A 15499-nucleotide genomic window follows, 5' to 3' on the forward strand; every position below is an offset into this window, starting at 1 on the left:
GCGCGGTGTCCGCGCGAGCCCAGCGCACCCGCCAGCATAGGGGCGGGTTAGTGAGGCAGTCGAAGCAACTGGGCCCGCCCCGCCCGCGTCATGGGGAGAGCAGCTCCGGTGATGCGGCGAATACACTGGTCGGGCCTGGAACACCCAGCCAGCCGAGCAGGAAGGGGCGCGGCGCTGAGCCTAGGAGCTTCAGAAGCAGCGGCAACCGTCGAGTTGACCGGCGCTATCACCGACCAGTTGCGGCGGTATATGCATGACCGGCGCATCGAGACCGCGTACATCGGTGACGACTACAGCGGTCTGATCGCCGCGCTGGAAGGTTTCGTGCTCAATGGGGGCAAGCGGTTACGGCCCGCCTTCGCCTATTGGGGCTGGCGCGCCGTGACCACCCATGCTCCCGATGAGCAAGCGCTGCTGCTGTTTTCCGCACTCGAGCTGCTGCACGCCTGTGCGCTGGTGCACGACGACGTGATCGACGAATCCTCGACCCGTCGGGGCCGGCCGACGGTTCACGTCCAGTTCGCGACGCTGCATCGCGACCGGCACTGGCAGGGCGCGCCGGAGCAGTTCGGCATATCGGCCGCCATCCTGCTCGGTGATCTCGCACTGGCCTGGGCCGACGACATCGTGTTCGGTGTCGAATTGACGCCGCAGGCCCATCGGCGGGTGCGGCAGGTGTGGGCCAACATCCGCACCGAGGTGCTGGGCGGGCAATACCTCGACATCGTCGCCGAGGCCAGCGCGGCCACCTCGATCGCCTCGGCGATGAATGTCGACACCTTTAAAACCGCCTGCTACACCGTGTCACGGCCGCTGCAGCTCGGGGCGGCCGCCGCCGCCGACCGGCCGGACGTCCACGACGTCTTCAGCCAGTTCGGCACCGACCTGGGGGTGGCGTTTCAGCTGCGCGACGACGTGCTCGGGGTTTACGGCGACCCCGCGGTGACCGGCAAGCCGTCGGGCGATGATCTGCGGTCGGGCAAGCGCACCGTGCTGCTGGCCGAGGCCGTCGAGCTGGCGGAGAAGTCAGACCCGTTGGCGGCCAATCTATTACGGACCTCCATCGGAGCCCGGCTGACCGACGCGCAAGTGGATCGGCTGCGCGACGTCATCGAGTCGGTGGGCGCCCTGGCCGCGGCCGAACAGCGGATCGCGACGCTGACCCAGCGGGCGCTGGCCACGCTGGCCGCCGCGCCGATCAACAGCGCGGCCAAAGCGGGGCTGTCCGAGATGGCCAAGCTGGCCACGAACCGGTCCGCCTGAACCGATGACCGTGAACCGATGACTACACCAACGGACACCCCGGCGGCCGACTCGCCGACGGCCAAACCCTCTCGCGGCGAATGGTTTTCACAGCTGAAAAGCTTTGTCGCCGCCGGCGACTCCGGTCCGGCGAAGCTGGGCTTGCTGGGATCGGTGCTGATCACCCTCGGTGGTCTGGGTGCGGGCAGCACCCGCCAGCACGACCCGCTGCTCGAGTCGATGCACATGTCCTGGTTGCGGTTCGGCCACGGACTGGTGCTGTCGTCGATCGTGTTGTGGACCGGCGTCGGTCTGATGCTGATCGCCTGGATTGCCCTGGGCCGTCGGGTGCTGGCCGGCCAGGCGACCGAGTTCGTCATGAAAGCGACCACCGGCTTCTGGCTGGCGCCACTGCTGGTGTCGGTGCCCGTCTTCAGCCGCGACACCTATTCGTATTTGGCGCAGGGCGCACTGCTGCGCGACGGCCTGGATCCGTACGCGGTCGGTCCGGTCGCCAACCCAAACAGCCTGCTGGACAACGTCAGTCCGATCTGGTCGATCACGACCGCACCCTATGGCCCGGTGTTCATCCTGGTGGCGAAGATCGTCACCATCCTGGTTGGCAACAACGTGGTGGCGGGCACCATGTTGCTGCGGCTGTGCATGTTGCCCGGCCTGGTGCTGTTGATCTGGGCCACCCCCCGGGTGGCGCGCCATCTGGGCGCTGACGCTTCAACGGCGCTGTGGATCTGCGTTCTCAACCCCTTAGTGCTCATCCATCTGATGGGCGGGGTGCACAACGAGATGCTGATGGTGGGCCTGATGACCGCCGGTATCGCGCTGACGCTGGGTCGCCGCCCCATCGCGGGCATCACATCGATCACCGTCGCCATCGCGGTCAAAGCCACCGCCGGCATCGCACTGCCCTTCCTGGTGTGGGTGTGGATGCGGCAGCTGCGCGATCGGCGGGGTTACCGGGCGGTGCCGGCGTTTTTCGCCGCCACGGCGGCAGCGCTGCTGATCTTCGCCGTCGTCTTCGCAATCTTGTCCGCGGTGGCCGGCGTCGGCCTGGGGTGGCTGACCGCGCTGGCGGGATCGGTGAAGATCATCAACTGGCTGACCGTGCCGACCGCGGCCGCCAACCTGATCCACGCGATCGGCGGCGGGTTCTTCCCGGTGAGCTTCTATCCGATCCTTCGCGTCACCCGGCTCGTCGGCATCGCGATCATCGCGGTCGCGCTGCCGTTGTTGTGGTGGCGGTACCGCCGCGACGACCGGGCCGCGCTGACCGGCGTCGCGTGGTCGATGCTGATCGTGGTGCTGTTCGTGCCGGCCGCCCTGCCCTGGTACTACTCGTGGCCGCTGGCGATCGTGGCCCCGCTGGCCCAGTCCCGACGGGCCGTCGCGATCATCGGCGGATTGTCGACCTGGGTGATGGTGATCTTCAAACCCGATGGCTCGCACGGCATGTACTCGTGGCTGCACTTTTCGCTGGCCACCGCGTGCGCGCTGATCGCCGGGTACGGCCTGTATCGAGCTCCCGCCCGGCACGCCGAGCCGGCCGACGTCACCGCCGGATGAGCGGACGGGCTCAGTAGGCCATCGCCTGCGCCCGGCGCACGACCTCCCGCGCCTGATGGGCGTGCAGGGCGTCGACGGGACGGGCGTTGTTGAGGGCGTCTCGGCTGCCGTCGCGGGTGACTGTCAAGGAGGGGTCCCGGGTGAACAACCAGCGCACGATCTCGGTGTTCTGATAGCCGCCGTCGTGCAGGATCGTCAACAATCCCGGCAGGCTTTTGACCACCTCACCGGACTTGGTGAAGAACACCTGCGGTACCACCAGTCCCTCGTCGCGCCGAACGGCGACCAGGTGCCCCTCCCGGAGTTGCTGGTGCACCTTGGTGACCGACACCCCCAGCAGTTCGGCGACCCGCTTCAAGTCATAGATCGGCTCGTCGGGTTCGAGCACATCGTCGCCGGCAGGAATACTGCTCATCCGGGCAAGTGTAGGCCTAGATACCCGCGTTGAGCCCGTGTTCAACCGGCCAATCACCGCCGCGCACCTACGATGGCCCCGTGGCCAACGCTGATTTGCCCGGCCCTCCCCCGCGAGCGGGAGGTGCCCCCGCCTCGGGCCGGGGCGGGCCGGATCGTCGCCGACCCGGAGGCGGGCCGGTCGATCCGTTGGAGAACACGTTGCTGGACGGGCGCTACCTGGTCCAGTCCCGGATCGCCAGCGGCGGCACGTCAACGGTGTACCGCGGCCTGGACACCCGGCTCGACCGTCCCGTCGCGGTGAAGGTGATGGATTCCCGCTACGCCGGCGACGAGCAGTTCCTGACCCGCTTCCAGCGGGAGGCCCAAGCCGTGGCCCGGCTGAAGGATGCCGGGCTGGTCGCGGTCTATGACCAGGGCTTGGACGCGCGGCACCCGTTCCTGGTGATGGAACTGATCGAGGGTGGCACGCTGCGCGAACTGCTGGGCGAACGCGGACCCATGCCGCCATACGCCGTGGCGGCGGTGCTTCGACCGGTGCTCGGCGGGCTGGCCGCCGCGCACCGGGCCGGCCTGGTGCACCGCGACGTCAAGCCCGAGAACGTGCTGATCTCCGACGACGGCGGGGTGAAGATCGCCGACTTCGGTTTGGTCCGGGCCGTCGCGGCCGCCGGAATCACCTCCGCCAGCGTGATTTTGGGCACCGCGGCCTACCTGTCGCCCGAGCAGGTACGTGACGGCGAGGCCAGTCCGCGCAGCGACGTCTACTCCGCGGGCATCATGACCTACGAGCTGTTGACCGGGCGCACACCGTTCACCGGCGACTCGGCGTTGTCGCTCGCCTACCAGCGACTGGACACCGACGTGCCGCCGCCCAGCACGGTCATCGACGGCGTGCCCGCGCAGTTCGACGAATTCGTCGAGCGCGCGACGGCCCGCGACCCGGCCGACCGCTACGCCGATGCGACGGAGATGCGCGCCGACCTCGACGCGATCGCCGATGAGCTTGCGCTGCCGGCCTTTCGGATGCCCGCGCCGCACAACTCCGCGCAACACCGCTCGGCGGCGCTACAGCACAGGGCGCTACAGCACAGCCGGATGGGCCAGCGGCCGGCCGCCGCGCAGCAACCCCGGCCGGACGATCCGGCGCCGGTGCGTCAGCCCACGCGTCAGATGACGAGGGGTCCCGAGGACTGGGCCGAGCCGGAACGCCCGACCCACACCGACGACGAACCCGAGGACGATTACGAATATGAGTCCGTCACAGGCGAATTCGCCGGCATTCCGATAAGCGAATTCGTGTGGGTGCGCCAGCACAACCGGCGCATGGTGCTGGTCTGGGTGGCGTTAGTGCTGGCGATCACCGGGCTGGTCGCCACCGCGGCATGGACCGTCGGGAGCAACCTCAACGGATTGTTGTAGCCGGGCCGCGCGGGGCGCTCAGTCGCGCAGCATCTCGGCGACGAGGAACGCCAACTCCAGCGACTGCTGGGTGTTCAGCCTTGGATCGCAGGCTGTTTCGTAGCGGCCGACCAGGTCGGTGTCCGAAATGTCTTGCGCCCCACCCAGACACTCGGTGACGTTCTCGCCGGTGATCTCGACGTGGATGCCGCCGGGGTGGGTGCCCAGCGCGCGGTGCACCTCGAAGAAGCCCTGCACCTCGTCGACGATGCGGTCGAAGTGGCGGGTCTTGTAGCCGTTGGACGATTCGTGGGTGTTGCCGTGCATCGGGTCGCACTGCCAGATCACCTGGTGCCCGGTGGCCTGGACCTTTTCCACGATCGGGGGCAGCAGGTCGCGGACCTTGTTGTTGCCCATCCTGCTCACCAAGGTCAGCCGGCCGGGCTTGTTGTGCGGGTCGAGCCGCTCGACGTATTCGACGGCCAGCTCCGGAGTGATAGTCGGGCCGATCTTGACGCCGATCGGGTTCGCGATCACCTCCGCAAAGGCGACGTGCGCCCCGTCGAGTTGGCGGGTGCGCTCACCGATCCACACGGTGTGCGCCGACAAGTCGTACAGCTGCGGGTCGCCGCTGTCGCTCTCGGCCAGGCGCAGCATGGACCGCTCGTAGTCGAGCACCAAAGCCTCATGGCTGGCATAGATCTCGGCGGTCTGCAGGTTGCGGTCGGCCACCCCGCAGGCGCTCATGAAGCGCAGCCCGCGATCGATCTCGGTGGCCAGCGCCTCGTACCGGGCGCCGGCCGGCGAGGTCCGGACGAATTCCCGGTTCCAGTCGTGCACCAGGTGCAGCGAGGCCAGTCCCGACGACGTCAGCGCGCGAACCAGGTTCATCGCCGCGCTGGCGTTCGCGTAGGCGCGCACCAGTCGCGACGGGTCGTGCTCGCGCACGGTGGCGTCCGGCGCGAAACCGTTGATCATGTCGCCGCGGTAGGACTTCAACCCCAGCGCGTCGATGTCGGCCGAGCGCGGCTTGGCGTACTGCCCCGCGATGCGGGCCACCTTGACCACCGGCATGCTCGAGCCGTAGGTGAGCACCACCGCCATCTGCAGCAGGGTGCGCACGTTGCCGCGAATGTGGGGTTCGGTGTTCTCGGTGAACGTCTCCGCGCAGTCACCGCCCTGCAGCAGGAACGCCTCACCCCGGGCCACCTGGGCCAGCTGCTCCTGCAACCGGACGATCTCCGACGGCACCGTCACGGGCGGCACGCTCTCCAGGACCTTGCGCATCGCCCCCGCCTGGTCGGCGTCCCAACTGGGCTGCTGGACGGCCGGTTTGGCCAGCGCGGAGTCCAACCGCGCCCGCAGATCGGTCGGCAGCGGCGGCAGCGGCGGCAGCTGGTCGATCGGTATGTCGACGGTCCAGTTCATCGGTCCATCGTAGCCGGGGCGCCGACGCCCCTGGTCAAGGTTGATCAGCGCGAGCGCGACTCGGCGGGCTCGTCGCACCCGGCGTCTGGGTCCCCGGCGGTGATGAGCCGGTATCTGCGGAGCTGATCGCGGGCGTCGACCAGCGCGTCGTGGGCATCCGTCGGCCGCGGCGGCATTTGCGGGCTGCCCCGGTCTTCCCACAATTGCCGCAGTTCACGGGTGAAGCGGGGAATGGATCGCGGTAACTCAGGCATGGTTCCCCAGAGTTGGCACAGGGCCACGTGGTCGTAGGCCGCCACCCACGCCCACAGTTCGATCGGCTCGGTGGTCGCCTTGCCTGAATTCAGGCCGAAGAACTCCTCCAGGTCTTCCCGGATCCGGCGGCGGGAACGCCACAGCTGCGACGCAGGGGGCGGCAGCTTGGGCAGCACGTTGGCGCGCACCCAGGGGCCGGCGCGCTCGGGGTCGAATTCCGTGGATACGGCGTAGTACTCGCGGCCGTCTTCGGCGGCCACCCCGATCGAGATCAGCTCGATGGTGCGGCCGTCCTCGATGAACTCGGTGTCGTAGAAATACCGCACCTCAAAAGCTTAGGGACAACGTCAGCGACTGATCAGGATGGGCCCGGTGGGCGCCGGCGCGGGGTGGATCTCGTGGTCGAGCGTGGCGTCGACCGTGCGTTCGTCGGGCATCCGCGGCGTGCCGGCGATTGCGCATTGCAGGTAAAGCTTGACCCGCACCACCGGGCGGCGCAGCGTCCGCTCGCGCTGCAGCGCGCGGCGCATCTTGTCCGGTTGCGCGGAGTAGCGCCACCGGGCCCAGGGGGCGTGCGGGCGGGACAGCCGGATGGCGCCGATGACCAGCAGGACGACCAGGAACATGCCCAGCAGGCCGGTCCACACCTTGCCCTTGAGCACCACCACGACGGCCAGCGGCAAGGTCAGCGCCATGGCGCCGGCCACCACCGCCCGCAGCGCCGTCGAGTCGGCACCATGCCAGATCGGCAGGAAGAACATCAGCGGGTGCAGACCCATGATCAACAGCCCGGCCACCGCCACCGCGGCGAACACCGCGTCCACCGAGGTGCGGCCGTCTTCGGACCAGTAGACGTCGGACAGGTGCAGGATCAGGGCGTACTCGTCCAGGACCAGGGCGGCCCCGATCCCGAAAAGCGTTGCGGCAACGATGAACTCAGGTTCATGACCGTCGATGGACAACGTGACCAACATCAGACCGGAGAGCAGGGTCAGCACCACCCCGAAGGTCACGTGGTGGATGTGCACTCCCCCGACGTGGACGTTGCGCGGGTGCCACCACCGCGCGGGCCGGCCGGTGTCGGCGCGGTGACGGATGAAACGCACGAACGTCCGCGTGACGAAAAACGTCAGGATGAAGGCGACCAGGCAGCACAGTAACGGCAGGTGGCCACGGTCGTGGATGTCATGTGCAAACCATCGGGTCACCTCGGCCACGAACGAATGGAGCACCCTTGAAACCTACGCCTGTCCGCGCCGGGGCCGTGGGACCCGCACTGCACCAGGCGGGTCGGGGCCGCAACACCCATTACGCTGTTGTGCGACATGAGTACACGGCAGGCGCCCGGCGTGGGCAAGCGTCCCGGGTGGGCGCTGTGGTGGGGGCTGGCCTGGCTGGGGGCCGCCGCCGGGCTGAGTTATGCGGCGTGGCAGCTGTTCGGGCACACGCCCTATCGCATCGACATCGACGTCTACCAGATGGGCGCCCGGGCCTGGATGGACGGCCACCCGCTGTACCGCGGGGACGTGCTGTTCCACACCCCGATCGTGGATCTGCCGTTCACCTATCCGCCGCTGGCCGCCATCGTGTTCTGCCCGTTCGCCTGGATGCACATGCCCACCGCCAGCGTGGCGATCACCGCCCTGACGCTGGTGCTGCTGGTCGTGTCGACCGTGATCGTGCTGACCCGCCTCGACGTCTGGAGCGCCTCGACGACGCTGCCCGGGCCGGCCGGGCTGCGCCGGTGGTGGCTGGCGATCGTCATCGCGGCGGCGGCGACGATCTGGCTGGAACCGATCAGCTCGAACTTCGCCTTCGGCCAGATCAACGTCGTGCTGATGACGCTGGTGATCGCCGACTGCGTGCCGCGGCGCACGCCGTGGCCGCGCGGGCTGCTGCTGGGCCTGGGCATGGCGCTCAAGCTGACCCCGGCCGTGTTCCTGCTGTATTTCCTGCTGAGGCGCGACAACCGCGCGGCGCTGATCGCGCTGGTGTCTTTCGTTGGGGCGACGCTGCTCGGTTTTGCTCTGGCCTGGAACGACTCGTGGGAGTACTGGACGCACACCGTGCATCACACCGACCGCATCGGTTCCGCGTCGTTGAACACCGACCAGAACATCGCCGGAGCCCTGGCCCGGCTGGGTCTGGGAGAGCAGGAGCGCTCCCTGCTCTGGGTGGCCGCGTCGCTGCTGGTGCTGGCGGTGACGGTGTGGGCGATGCGACGGGTGCTGCGCGCCGACGAGCCCACCCTCGCGCTGGTGTGCGTCGCGCTGTTCGGGCTGGTGGTGTCGCCGGTGTCCTGGTCGCACCACTGGGTCTGGGTGCTGCCGGCGGTGCTGGTGACGGGGATTGTGGGCTGGCGGCGCCGCACCGCGGCGCTGATGGTGATCAGCGCCGTCGGGGTGGCGCTGACGCGCTGGTCGCCGATCGACCTGCTTCCCAAGCACCACGAGGCCAGCGCGGTCTGGTGGCGTCAGGTCGCCGGGATGTCCTACGTGTGGTGGGCGCTGGCGGTCATCGTCACGGTCGGGTTCACCGTCGCCGCCCGCGGAGTTTCGCGGAATGCGGCTCCGCAGCAGTTGACGCCGGCGACCGCCGTCGGCTAGCCCGCAACCGTCTCGGCTAGCCGGCGGCCGTCTCGGGGATCCGCGCGGCCTCGCCGTTGGCCGCCGCGTCGTCACCGCCCTTTTTCAGGCTCGCCGCATAAATGTCGACGTATTCCTGGCCGGACAGCCCCATCAGCTCGTAGACCACTTCGTCGATGACGGCGCGTTCGATGAAGCGATTGCCGGCCATCCCGTCGAACCGGGAGAAGTCCATCGGCTTGCCGAAGCGGACGGTGACCCGGCCGAAGCGCAGCATGTTCGTCCCGGGCGGGTTGACGACGTTGGTGCCGATCATCGCGACCGGGATCACCGGGACTCCGGTCTCCAGGGCCAACCGCGCCAGGCCCGTCTTGCCCTTGTACAGCCGGCCGTCCGGCGACCGCGTGCCCTCGGGATACATGCCCAGCACCTTGCCCTGGCCCAGCACCTGCTGCGCGGTGTTCAGCGCGGCTTGGGCGCTGTCGGCGTCGGTGCGGTCGATCGGCACCTGGCCGACGGCGGTGAAGAACCACCGCTGGAACCAGCCCTTCAGGCCGGTGCCGGTGAAATATTCCGACTTGGCCAGGAACGTGATTCGGCGCCGCACCACCAGCGGAAGGTAGAAGCTGTCCATCACCGCCAGGTGGTTGCTGGCCAGGATCACCGGTCCCGAATTCGGAACATGTTCTAGGCCTTCAACTTTCGGGCGTCCCAGCAGCGACAGCAGCGGGCCGAGGAGCACGTACTTGAATAGCCAGTACCACATGGCCCTCCCTCTCGGCTATACCGCTGATGTTCTGCGCCAACTGTACCCATCCCCACCCGAAGGGACCACCTGCGACGCGGCGCGCTCACTCCTCGAGCGTGACCGGGATGGACTGATAACGGGTCCGCGGCGGCGGGTCCTTGGCGTCGGCCGGCGCGCCCGGTCCGCCGCCGGGCGGGCCGTCCGGCGGCGGCTCCGGTGTCGGGTCGGCGGAGCGGTCGACGTCGTTGAGGATGCTCCGAACCACCTCGAGCAGGGCGATGCTGTGGTCGGCGATCGCGGTCAGCAAGGGGTGCTGGTCGCCGGTCGCCAACGCGGCCAGCGCGCACACCGGGCACCAGACCTGTTGGCACTTGCCGGTGCCGACCCCCGCGCCGGCCGTTAGCGCCGCCGCCGCGCGCACCGCGGGGTCTATGCCGTCCAGGATCGTCTGGGCGAGCCTGCGCAGTTCCGGACCGATGTCGGAATGAGCCCCACTCACTTCGGCCACACCTCCGGATCTGGTCGAAAACGCACCGTCAGCTCGCTACCCCGCAGATGTGCGTCCAGCACCGTGCACCGCCGAAGTACCGACGCCAACCTAACCCTGCGCCGCAGTCCCCCGGCGCTAATGATCAGATCGTCGTCGACGCGGCCCAACGTCAGTGCCGACGGATCGAGTTGCGGCAACGCTAGCCGCATTCGGTAGATGGACCCTAGTCCCGTCCCGGATTCGAGGTCCACGGTGGGCCGCAGCGGTCCCGGCGGCGCCGTGCCGCCCCGACGACGCGCGGCGTCGAGCAGCCCGCTCAGCGCCTTGGGGCCGATCGGCTCGCCGGACAGGTGCGGGGTCATCACCAGCGCCACCTCACCGATGGTGGCGTCGAGCTCGTCGAGCACGGTTTGCTGCTCGGCGATGCGCTCGGTGTACCAGTAGAAGGCGGGGTGCTCGGGCAAGTTGCGATACTCATACGAGTCGTCTTGCAGCAGAACCTGGTTCACGATCAGCTCCTTGACGCGCACCCCCATCAGGGCGAGCGACCCCAGCGTTCGGGCCGCCTCGGCCGCGACTACCCGCTCGGGGGTCAGCACCAGGTGCGCACCGACCAGATCACCGTCGGTGAGCAGCGCGCCAAGCGACTCCACATGAGAGCTGATCCGCTCGAGCAGCGCGACCACCGCCGCCGACCGTGCGTCGTCGGCGGTCACCGACAGCCGGCGGTGCCGCGGCCACGCCCGCTCGACATACAGCCCAAAGGTGGCGGGCAACGTCAACATCCGCAGGGCATCGGCGGTCGACGCGCAGTCGACCACCACGCTGTCCCACTCCCCGGAGCGGGACAGCTCGCCGACGGCGTGCAGGCCGAGCACTTCCTGAACCCCCGGTAGAGCCGAAAGCTCCTCGGGCGCAATGGTACTCAGCTCCGAGTCGGGAAAGCGCCGGTCCAGTGTCGCGACGACGTCATGCCACCGGGCCTCAAGCAGGGCCAGAGTGTCCAATGCCAGGGCGTCGAGAAACCCGCCGCCGGCCTCCGCGTGGCCGGTTTCGAGGTCGGCGAACACCCGCACCCGCTCGCCCTGACTCGGCGAAACGGGAACGCCGAGGACGTCACCCAGCGAATGCGCCTGATCGGTGGAGACCACAAGCACCCGCTGCCCGGCGCTTGCCGCACCGACGGCGGTGGCGCAAGCCAGGGTGGATTTCCCTACCCCGCCTTTGCCGACGAAAAGGCTGATCCGGGCCGGGGCGGGCGCTCGGAATTCAGTGGACTCACTCAGCCTCGACTCGTTTCTTGAGATCCTTCAACGCGGTGTCGGTCAGCCGGCGCTCGGCCTTGCGCTTGAGCAGGCCGATCATCGGCATGGCCAGGTCAACGGAGAGTTCGTAGGTGACTTCGGTGCCAGATCCCTTGGCCGCCAACCGATATGAGCCTTCAAGGGAACGCAGCAGTGAGCTCGACACCAGCGTCCAGCTCACCGACTGGCGATCTTTGGGCCACTCGTAGGACATCACCATCGTGTCCTTGAGCACCGTGGCGTCCAGGACGATCCGCGCCACTTTGGGGTAGCCGTCGGCGTCCTTCTCCTGAACCTCGGCTTCCTTGTACTCCGAGATCCACTGCGGATAGGAATCGATATCCGCGATCACCTGCATCACGGTGTCCGGGTCGGCTTCGATGTAGATGGTTTGCGTCGTCTTCTCCGCCACCTGGTTGCTGCCCTCTCTCCTGCGAACGGATCGACCCCTCTGATGTGGGGGACCCCGCAAGTCCCGGTCCGACACGGTACTCCCCGCGCGGACCTGACCCGGCTAAACTACCGGAGAAACTCCGACCGGACGTGAACGTTCCAGTGTCGTCTTGACCTCGAAGGCCATTTTCTTTCCCGCCACCCGACGGCGGTGCGTCATCTTTGCCAAGTTCAGCTTGGCCAGCTGCCAGGCCGCCACCCCGGTCGGCTCGGCGTGCAGGAAGTAGTGCAGCACGACGCCGTCCAGCGACGGTTCCAGCCAGATCTCCATGGTGCCGGTCAGCGCGCCGGTGACCGACCACCGGATGCCCTTCTCCCTGCGATCCTCGACGACCTGCAGCCGCAGGTCAGGCCACCAGCGGCGCCAGCTCGACTGATCGGCAACCGCGGCGCTCACCCGGGCGCCGTCGGCGGCGACAAACGTCTCATCCGCGATCTGGATGCTGTTCATGACCACAGCTTCACACACCGGCCGGCGGCACCCCGCTCAGGGCGGGCCGCTCGTCGCGCGGGCAATCGCCGCCCCGGCCCGACCGACTCCGGCGGGGCTGGGTCAACGCGCGGATTAGGCTGGTCAACAGCAACCCGCTCCCGGGAATCTCCACGAGGTCAAATCGAGGTCATAAGAGTGCGTGAGTACAGCGTCCCCGCCCGCTTCACCGTCGGCGAACACGACAACATCGCGGCGATGGTCTTCGAACACGAGCGCGATGACGCCGACTTCGTCATCTACCAACGTCAAGTCGACGGCGAGTGGACCGACGTCACCTGTGCAGAGGCGGCTCACCAGATCCGCTCGGCCGCACTCGGTTTGATCTCCCTGGGCGTGCAGGCCGGTGACCGGGTGTCCATCTTCTCGGCCACCCGCTACGAGTGGGCGATCCTCGACCTGGCGATCCTGGCGGTCGGCGCGGTCACCGTGCCCATCTATGAGACGTCGTCGGCCGAGCAGGTGCGCTGGGTGCTGCAGGACTCCGAGGCGGTGCTGGCGTTCGCCGAGACCGACGAGCACGCGGCGATGGTCACCGAGCTGACCGCCGAACTGCCGTCGCTGCGCCGCGTGCTGCACATCGACGGTTCGGGCCCCAAGGGGCTCGACCAGCTGGTGGAGGCCGGCGCAGAGGTGGAACCGGCCGAGCTGACCGCCCGCCTCGAGGCGCTGCGGGCCGAGGATCCGGCGACGCTCATCTACACCTCGGGCACCACCGGCCGGCCCAAGGGCTGCCAGCTGACGCACTCGAATCTGCTGTACGAGACCCGCGGCGCCAAGGAAAGCCTGCCGACACTGCTCGACGAGGGTCAGCGGCTGCTGGTTTTCCTGCCGTTGGCGCACGTGCTGGCGCGCTCTCTGACGCTGTCCGCGTTCGCCAACAAGGTCACCGTCGGATTCACCAGCGACATCAAGAACCTGGTGCCGCTGTTCGCCGTGTTCAAACCGACGGTGGTGGTGTCGGTCCCGCGGGTGTTCGAGAAGGTTTACAACACGGCCGAGCAGAACGCCGCGAACGACGGCAAGGGCAAGATCTTCGCAGCGGCCGTGCAGACCGCCGTCGACTGGAGCGAGGCGCAGGACCGCGGCCGCCGCGGGCTCGCACTGCGCGCCAAGCATGCCCTGTTCGACCGGCTGGTGTACACCAAACTCCGCGCCGCGCTGGGCGGAAACTGCCACGCGGCCGTGTCCGGCGGCGCGCCGCTGGGCTCGCGGCTGGGGCACTTCTACCGCGGCGTGGGCCTGACCATTCACGAGGGCTACGGCCTCACCGAGACCAGCTCGGCGATCACCGTCAACCAGGTCGGCAACGTCAAGATCGGGACCGTCGGAACGTTGGTGCCCGGCAACAGCATGCGCATCGCCGACGACGGCGAACTGCTGGTGCGCGGCGGCGTCGTGTTCAGCGGCTACTGGCGCAACGAGCAGGCCACCAGCGACGCCTTCACCGACGGCTGGTTCAAGACCGGCGATCTGGGCGTGCTCGACGAAGACGGCTTCCTGAAGATCACCGGGCGCAAGAAGGAGATCATCGTCACCGCGGGCGGCAAGAATGTCGCGCCGGCCGTCCTGGAGGACCGGCTGCGGGCCCACCCGTTGATCAGTCAGGCGATGGTGGTCGGGGACAACAAGCCGTTCATCGGCGCGTTGATCACCATCGACCCGGAAGCGTTCGACGGCTGGAAGCAGCGCAACCAGAAGGGGGCCGGCGCGTCGGTGGGCGATCTGGCCACCGATCCCGACCTGGTCGCCGAGGTGGACGCGGCCATCAAGGACGCCAATCAGGCGGTGTCGCACGCGGAGTCGATCCGCAAGTTCCGCATCTTGCCGGTCGACTTCACCGAGGACACCGGTGAACTGACGCCGACGATGAAGGTCAAGCGCAACGTGGTGGCCGAGAAGTTCGCCTCCGACATCGAGGCCATCTACCAGTCTGAGTAGCGCCGCTCAGCCGAGCAGCGTCCCCAACCGTTGCGCCAGGGTGTCCCAGCGCCACTGGGCCGTCACCCAGTCGCGCCCGGCCGCGCCCATCGCCGCGGCCCGGTCGCGATCGGTCAGCAATTCGGTGACGGCGTCGGCGATCTGGTCCACCTCGCGGCCATTTACGACCAGCCCGGTTTTGTTGTGCTGCACCGTTTCTGGCGCTCCCCCGGAATTTCCGGCGATGACCGGCACGCCGGTCGCCGACGCCTCGAGGAATACGATGCCCAGCCCCTCGACATCCAGCCCGGCGCCGCGGGTGCGGCACGGCATCGCGAACACGTCGGCCAGCGCGTGATGCGTGGGCAACTCGGCGGCCGGTACCCCGCCGGTGAACGTCACGTCGTCGGCCACCCCGCAGTCGCGGGCCAGTACGCGCAGCGGGTCGGCGTAGGGGCCACCGCCGACGATCACCAGGGCGGCGCCGGGGACTCGTCGCCGGATCGACGGGAGCGCCTTGATCAGCATGTCCTGGCCTTTGCGCGGCACCAGCCGGGACACGCACACCACGGTGGGCCGCTCCCCCAGCCCGTAGCGGTGACGCAGTTCGGCCCGGGCCGCCGGATCGGGCCGGAACCGGTCGGTGTCCACCCCGGACGGCAGGTATTCCAGCGAGGCCTTGGGGCCGAAGGCCGGCGCGAAGCGGGACCGGGTATAGCGGCTGACGAACGTGACGACGTCGGTGTCGTCGCCGATGCGGCGCAGCACCGAGCGCGCGACCGGAAGCATCGACCAGCCGACCTCGTGGCCGTGCGTGCTGGCCACCACCCGGCTCGCCCCGGCCCCGCGGGCCCGCTGGGCCAGCAGCGCCAGCGGGGCGGCCGCGCCGAACCAGACGGTGTCGATGCCGAGCTCGCCGATCAGCCGCCGCATCCGGGTGTCGACCGCGGGTCCGGGCAACATCAGCGTGCCCGGGTGGCGCACCACCCGGTAGCAGGCGGCCTCGTCGTAAGCCTCGGCGCCCTTCCACTGCGGCGCGTACACCGTCACCGAATGCGACCCGGCGTCGACGAGCCGGTCGACGAACTCACCGAGGTACGACTGGATGCCGCCCGGTCGGGGCGGAAAGTCGTTGGTTACCAGCAGGACCCGACTCACCTGCGTCAGGCTAGCCTGGCGACAGTGCAG

General features: G+C 68.7%; 15 protein-coding genes. 5 read left to right on the forward strand and 10 right to left on the reverse strand.

What is annotated here, in order from left to right; all coding sequences use genetic code 11:
* Positions 1-213 precede the first annotated feature (213 nt).
* Positions 214-1263 carry a bifunctional (2E,6E)-farnesyl/geranyl diphosphate synthase gene (gene idsA2, locus G6N50_RS08310; RefSeq protein WP_083099782.1) on the forward strand — a complete coding sequence of 350 codons (1050 nt, stop codon included), beginning with the start codon at positions 214-216 and terminating at the stop codon, positions 1261-1263.
* An 18-nt stretch (positions 1264-1281) separates the two neighbouring features.
* Positions 1282-2823, forward strand: coding sequence for an alpha-(1->6)-mannopyranosyltransferase A (locus G6N50_RS08315; protein ID WP_083099781.1), 1542 nt, complete (start codon positions 1282-1284; stop codon positions 2821-2823).
* Between the two features lie 10 nt (positions 2824-2833).
* Here the strand turns inward: G6N50_RS08315 and G6N50_RS08320 are convergent, their stop codons facing one another.
* Positions 2834-3238 carry an Rv2175c family DNA-binding protein gene (locus tag G6N50_RS08320; protein WP_083099779.1) on the reverse strand — a complete coding sequence of 135 codons (405 nt, stop codon included), beginning with the start codon at positions 3236-3238 and terminating at the stop codon, positions 2834-2836.
* A gap of 188 nt (positions 3239-3426) precedes the next feature.
* On the opposite strand from G6N50_RS08320, the gene G6N50_RS08325 reads away from it, so the two are divergent.
* Entirely contained in the window at positions 3427-4659 is a 1233-nt protein-coding gene (locus G6N50_RS08325; protein WP_083099778.1) for a protein kinase domain-containing protein, read from the forward strand.
* 18 nt (positions 4660-4677) lie between these two features.
* Here the strand turns inward: G6N50_RS08325 and G6N50_RS08330 are convergent, their stop codons facing one another.
* The 3 genes from G6N50_RS08330 to G6N50_RS08340 are packed head-to-tail and all read right to left on the reverse strand — an operon-like array spanning position 4678 to position 7538.
* Positions 4678-6066: a class II 3-deoxy-7-phosphoheptulonate synthase gene (locus G6N50_RS08330; RefSeq protein ID WP_083099789.1), complete on the reverse strand. Its 1389-nt coding sequence runs from the start codon at positions 6064-6066 to the stop codon at positions 4678-4680.
* Positions 6067-6110: 44 nt separating this feature from the next.
* Positions 6111-6647, reverse strand: coding sequence for a polyadenylate-specific 3'-exoribonuclease AS (locus G6N50_RS08335; protein ID WP_083099776.1), 537 nt, complete (start codon positions 6645-6647; stop codon positions 6111-6113).
* A gap of 21 nt (positions 6648-6668) precedes the next feature.
* Positions 6669-7538: a hypothetical protein gene (locus G6N50_RS08340; protein ID WP_372510014.1), complete on the reverse strand. Its 870-nt coding sequence runs from the start codon at positions 7536-7538 to the stop codon at positions 6669-6671.
* Positions 7539-7646: 108 nt separating this feature from the next.
* Between G6N50_RS08340 and G6N50_RS08345 the strand changes: the two genes are divergently transcribed.
* Positions 7647-8927 carry a glycosyltransferase 87 family protein gene (locus tag G6N50_RS08345; protein WP_083099773.1) on the forward strand — a complete coding sequence of 427 codons (1281 nt, stop codon included), beginning with the start codon at positions 7647-7649 and terminating at the stop codon, positions 8925-8927.
* 16 nt (positions 8928-8943) lie between these two features.
* Here the strand turns inward: G6N50_RS08345 and G6N50_RS08350 are convergent, their stop codons facing one another.
* From G6N50_RS08350 to G6N50_RS08370, 5 genes are all read right to left on the reverse strand, one after another.
* Positions 8944-9672, reverse strand: a complete 729-nt coding sequence (locus tag G6N50_RS08350) for a lysophospholipid acyltransferase family protein (protein ID WP_083099772.1) — start codon at positions 9670-9672, stop codon at positions 8944-8946.
* An 85-nt stretch (positions 9673-9757) separates the two neighbouring features.
* Positions 9758-10153: a hypothetical protein gene (locus G6N50_RS08355; protein ID WP_083099787.1), complete on the reverse strand. Its 396-nt coding sequence runs from the start codon at positions 10151-10153 to the stop codon at positions 9758-9760.
* Positions 10150-11430, reverse strand: coding sequence for an ArsA family ATPase (locus tag G6N50_RS08360; protein WP_197748071.1), 1281 nt, complete (start codon positions 11428-11430; stop codon positions 10150-10152). Before G6N50_RS08360 ends, G6N50_RS08355 begins: the two co-directional genes overlap by 4 nt.
* Positions 11423-11860 (reverse strand): SRPBCC family protein, encoded by a 438-nt coding sequence (locus G6N50_RS08365; RefSeq protein WP_083099769.1) that lies wholly within the window; start codon positions 11858-11860, stop codon positions 11423-11425. The genes G6N50_RS08360 and G6N50_RS08365 overlap by 8 nt, the downstream gene beginning before the upstream one ends.
* A gap of 102 nt (positions 11861-11962) precedes the next feature.
* On the reverse strand, positions 11963-12352 hold the full coding sequence (locus G6N50_RS08370) for a polyketide cyclase / dehydrase and lipid transport (RefSeq protein ID WP_083099767.1): 390 nt from the start codon (positions 12350-12352) through the stop codon (positions 11963-11965).
* A 177-nt stretch (positions 12353-12529) separates the two neighbouring features.
* Here G6N50_RS08370 and G6N50_RS08375 point away from each other — a divergent pair, with 177 nt between their 5' ends.
* Positions 12530-14332 carry an AMP-dependent synthetase/ligase gene (locus G6N50_RS08375; RefSeq protein WP_083099765.1) on the forward strand — a complete coding sequence of 601 codons (1803 nt, stop codon included), beginning with the start codon at positions 12530-12532 and terminating at the stop codon, positions 14330-14332.
* Between the two features lie 6 nt (positions 14333-14338).
* Here the strand turns inward: G6N50_RS08375 and pimB are convergent, their stop codons facing one another.
* On the reverse strand, positions 14339-15469 hold the full coding sequence (gene pimB / locus G6N50_RS08380) for a GDP-mannose-dependent alpha-(1-6)-phosphatidylinositol monomannoside mannosyltransferase (RefSeq protein ID WP_083099763.1): 1131 nt from the start codon (positions 15467-15469) through the stop codon (positions 14339-14341).
* Positions 15470-15499: the final 30 nt, after the last annotated feature.

Origin of the sequence: Mycobacterium mantenii (assembly GCF_010731775.1) — a bacterium.
GTDB classification, from domain to species: Bacteria; Actinomycetota; Actinomycetes; order Mycobacteriales; family Mycobacteriaceae; genus Mycobacterium; species Mycobacterium mantenii.

What these genes read in the sequence shown, in the direction of transcription:
- G6N50_RS08315 (WP_083099781.1), top strand. Translation starts at nt 1,282, where the DNA reads ATGACTACACCAACGGACACCCCGGCGGCCGACTCGCCGACGGCCAAA.
- G6N50_RS08320 (WP_083099779.1), bottom strand. Translation starts at nt 3,238, where the DNA reads ATGAGCAGTATTCCTGCCGGCGACGATGTGCTCGAACCCGACGAGCCG.
- G6N50_RS08330 (WP_083099789.1), bottom strand. Translation starts at nt 6,066, where the DNA reads ATGAACTGGACCGTCGACATACCGATCGACCAGCTGCCGCCGCTGCCG.
- G6N50_RS08345 (WP_083099773.1), top strand. Translation starts at nt 7,647, where the DNA reads ATGAGTACACGGCAGGCGCCCGGCGTGGGCAAGCGTCCCGGGTGGGCG.
- G6N50_RS08350 (WP_083099772.1), bottom strand. Translation starts at nt 9,672, where the DNA reads ATGTGGTACTGGCTATTCAAGTACGTGCTCCTCGGCCCGCTGCTGTCG.
- G6N50_RS08370 (WP_083099767.1), bottom strand. Translation starts at nt 12,352, where the DNA reads ATGAACAGCATCCAGATCGCGGATGAGACGTTTGTCGCCGCCGACGGC.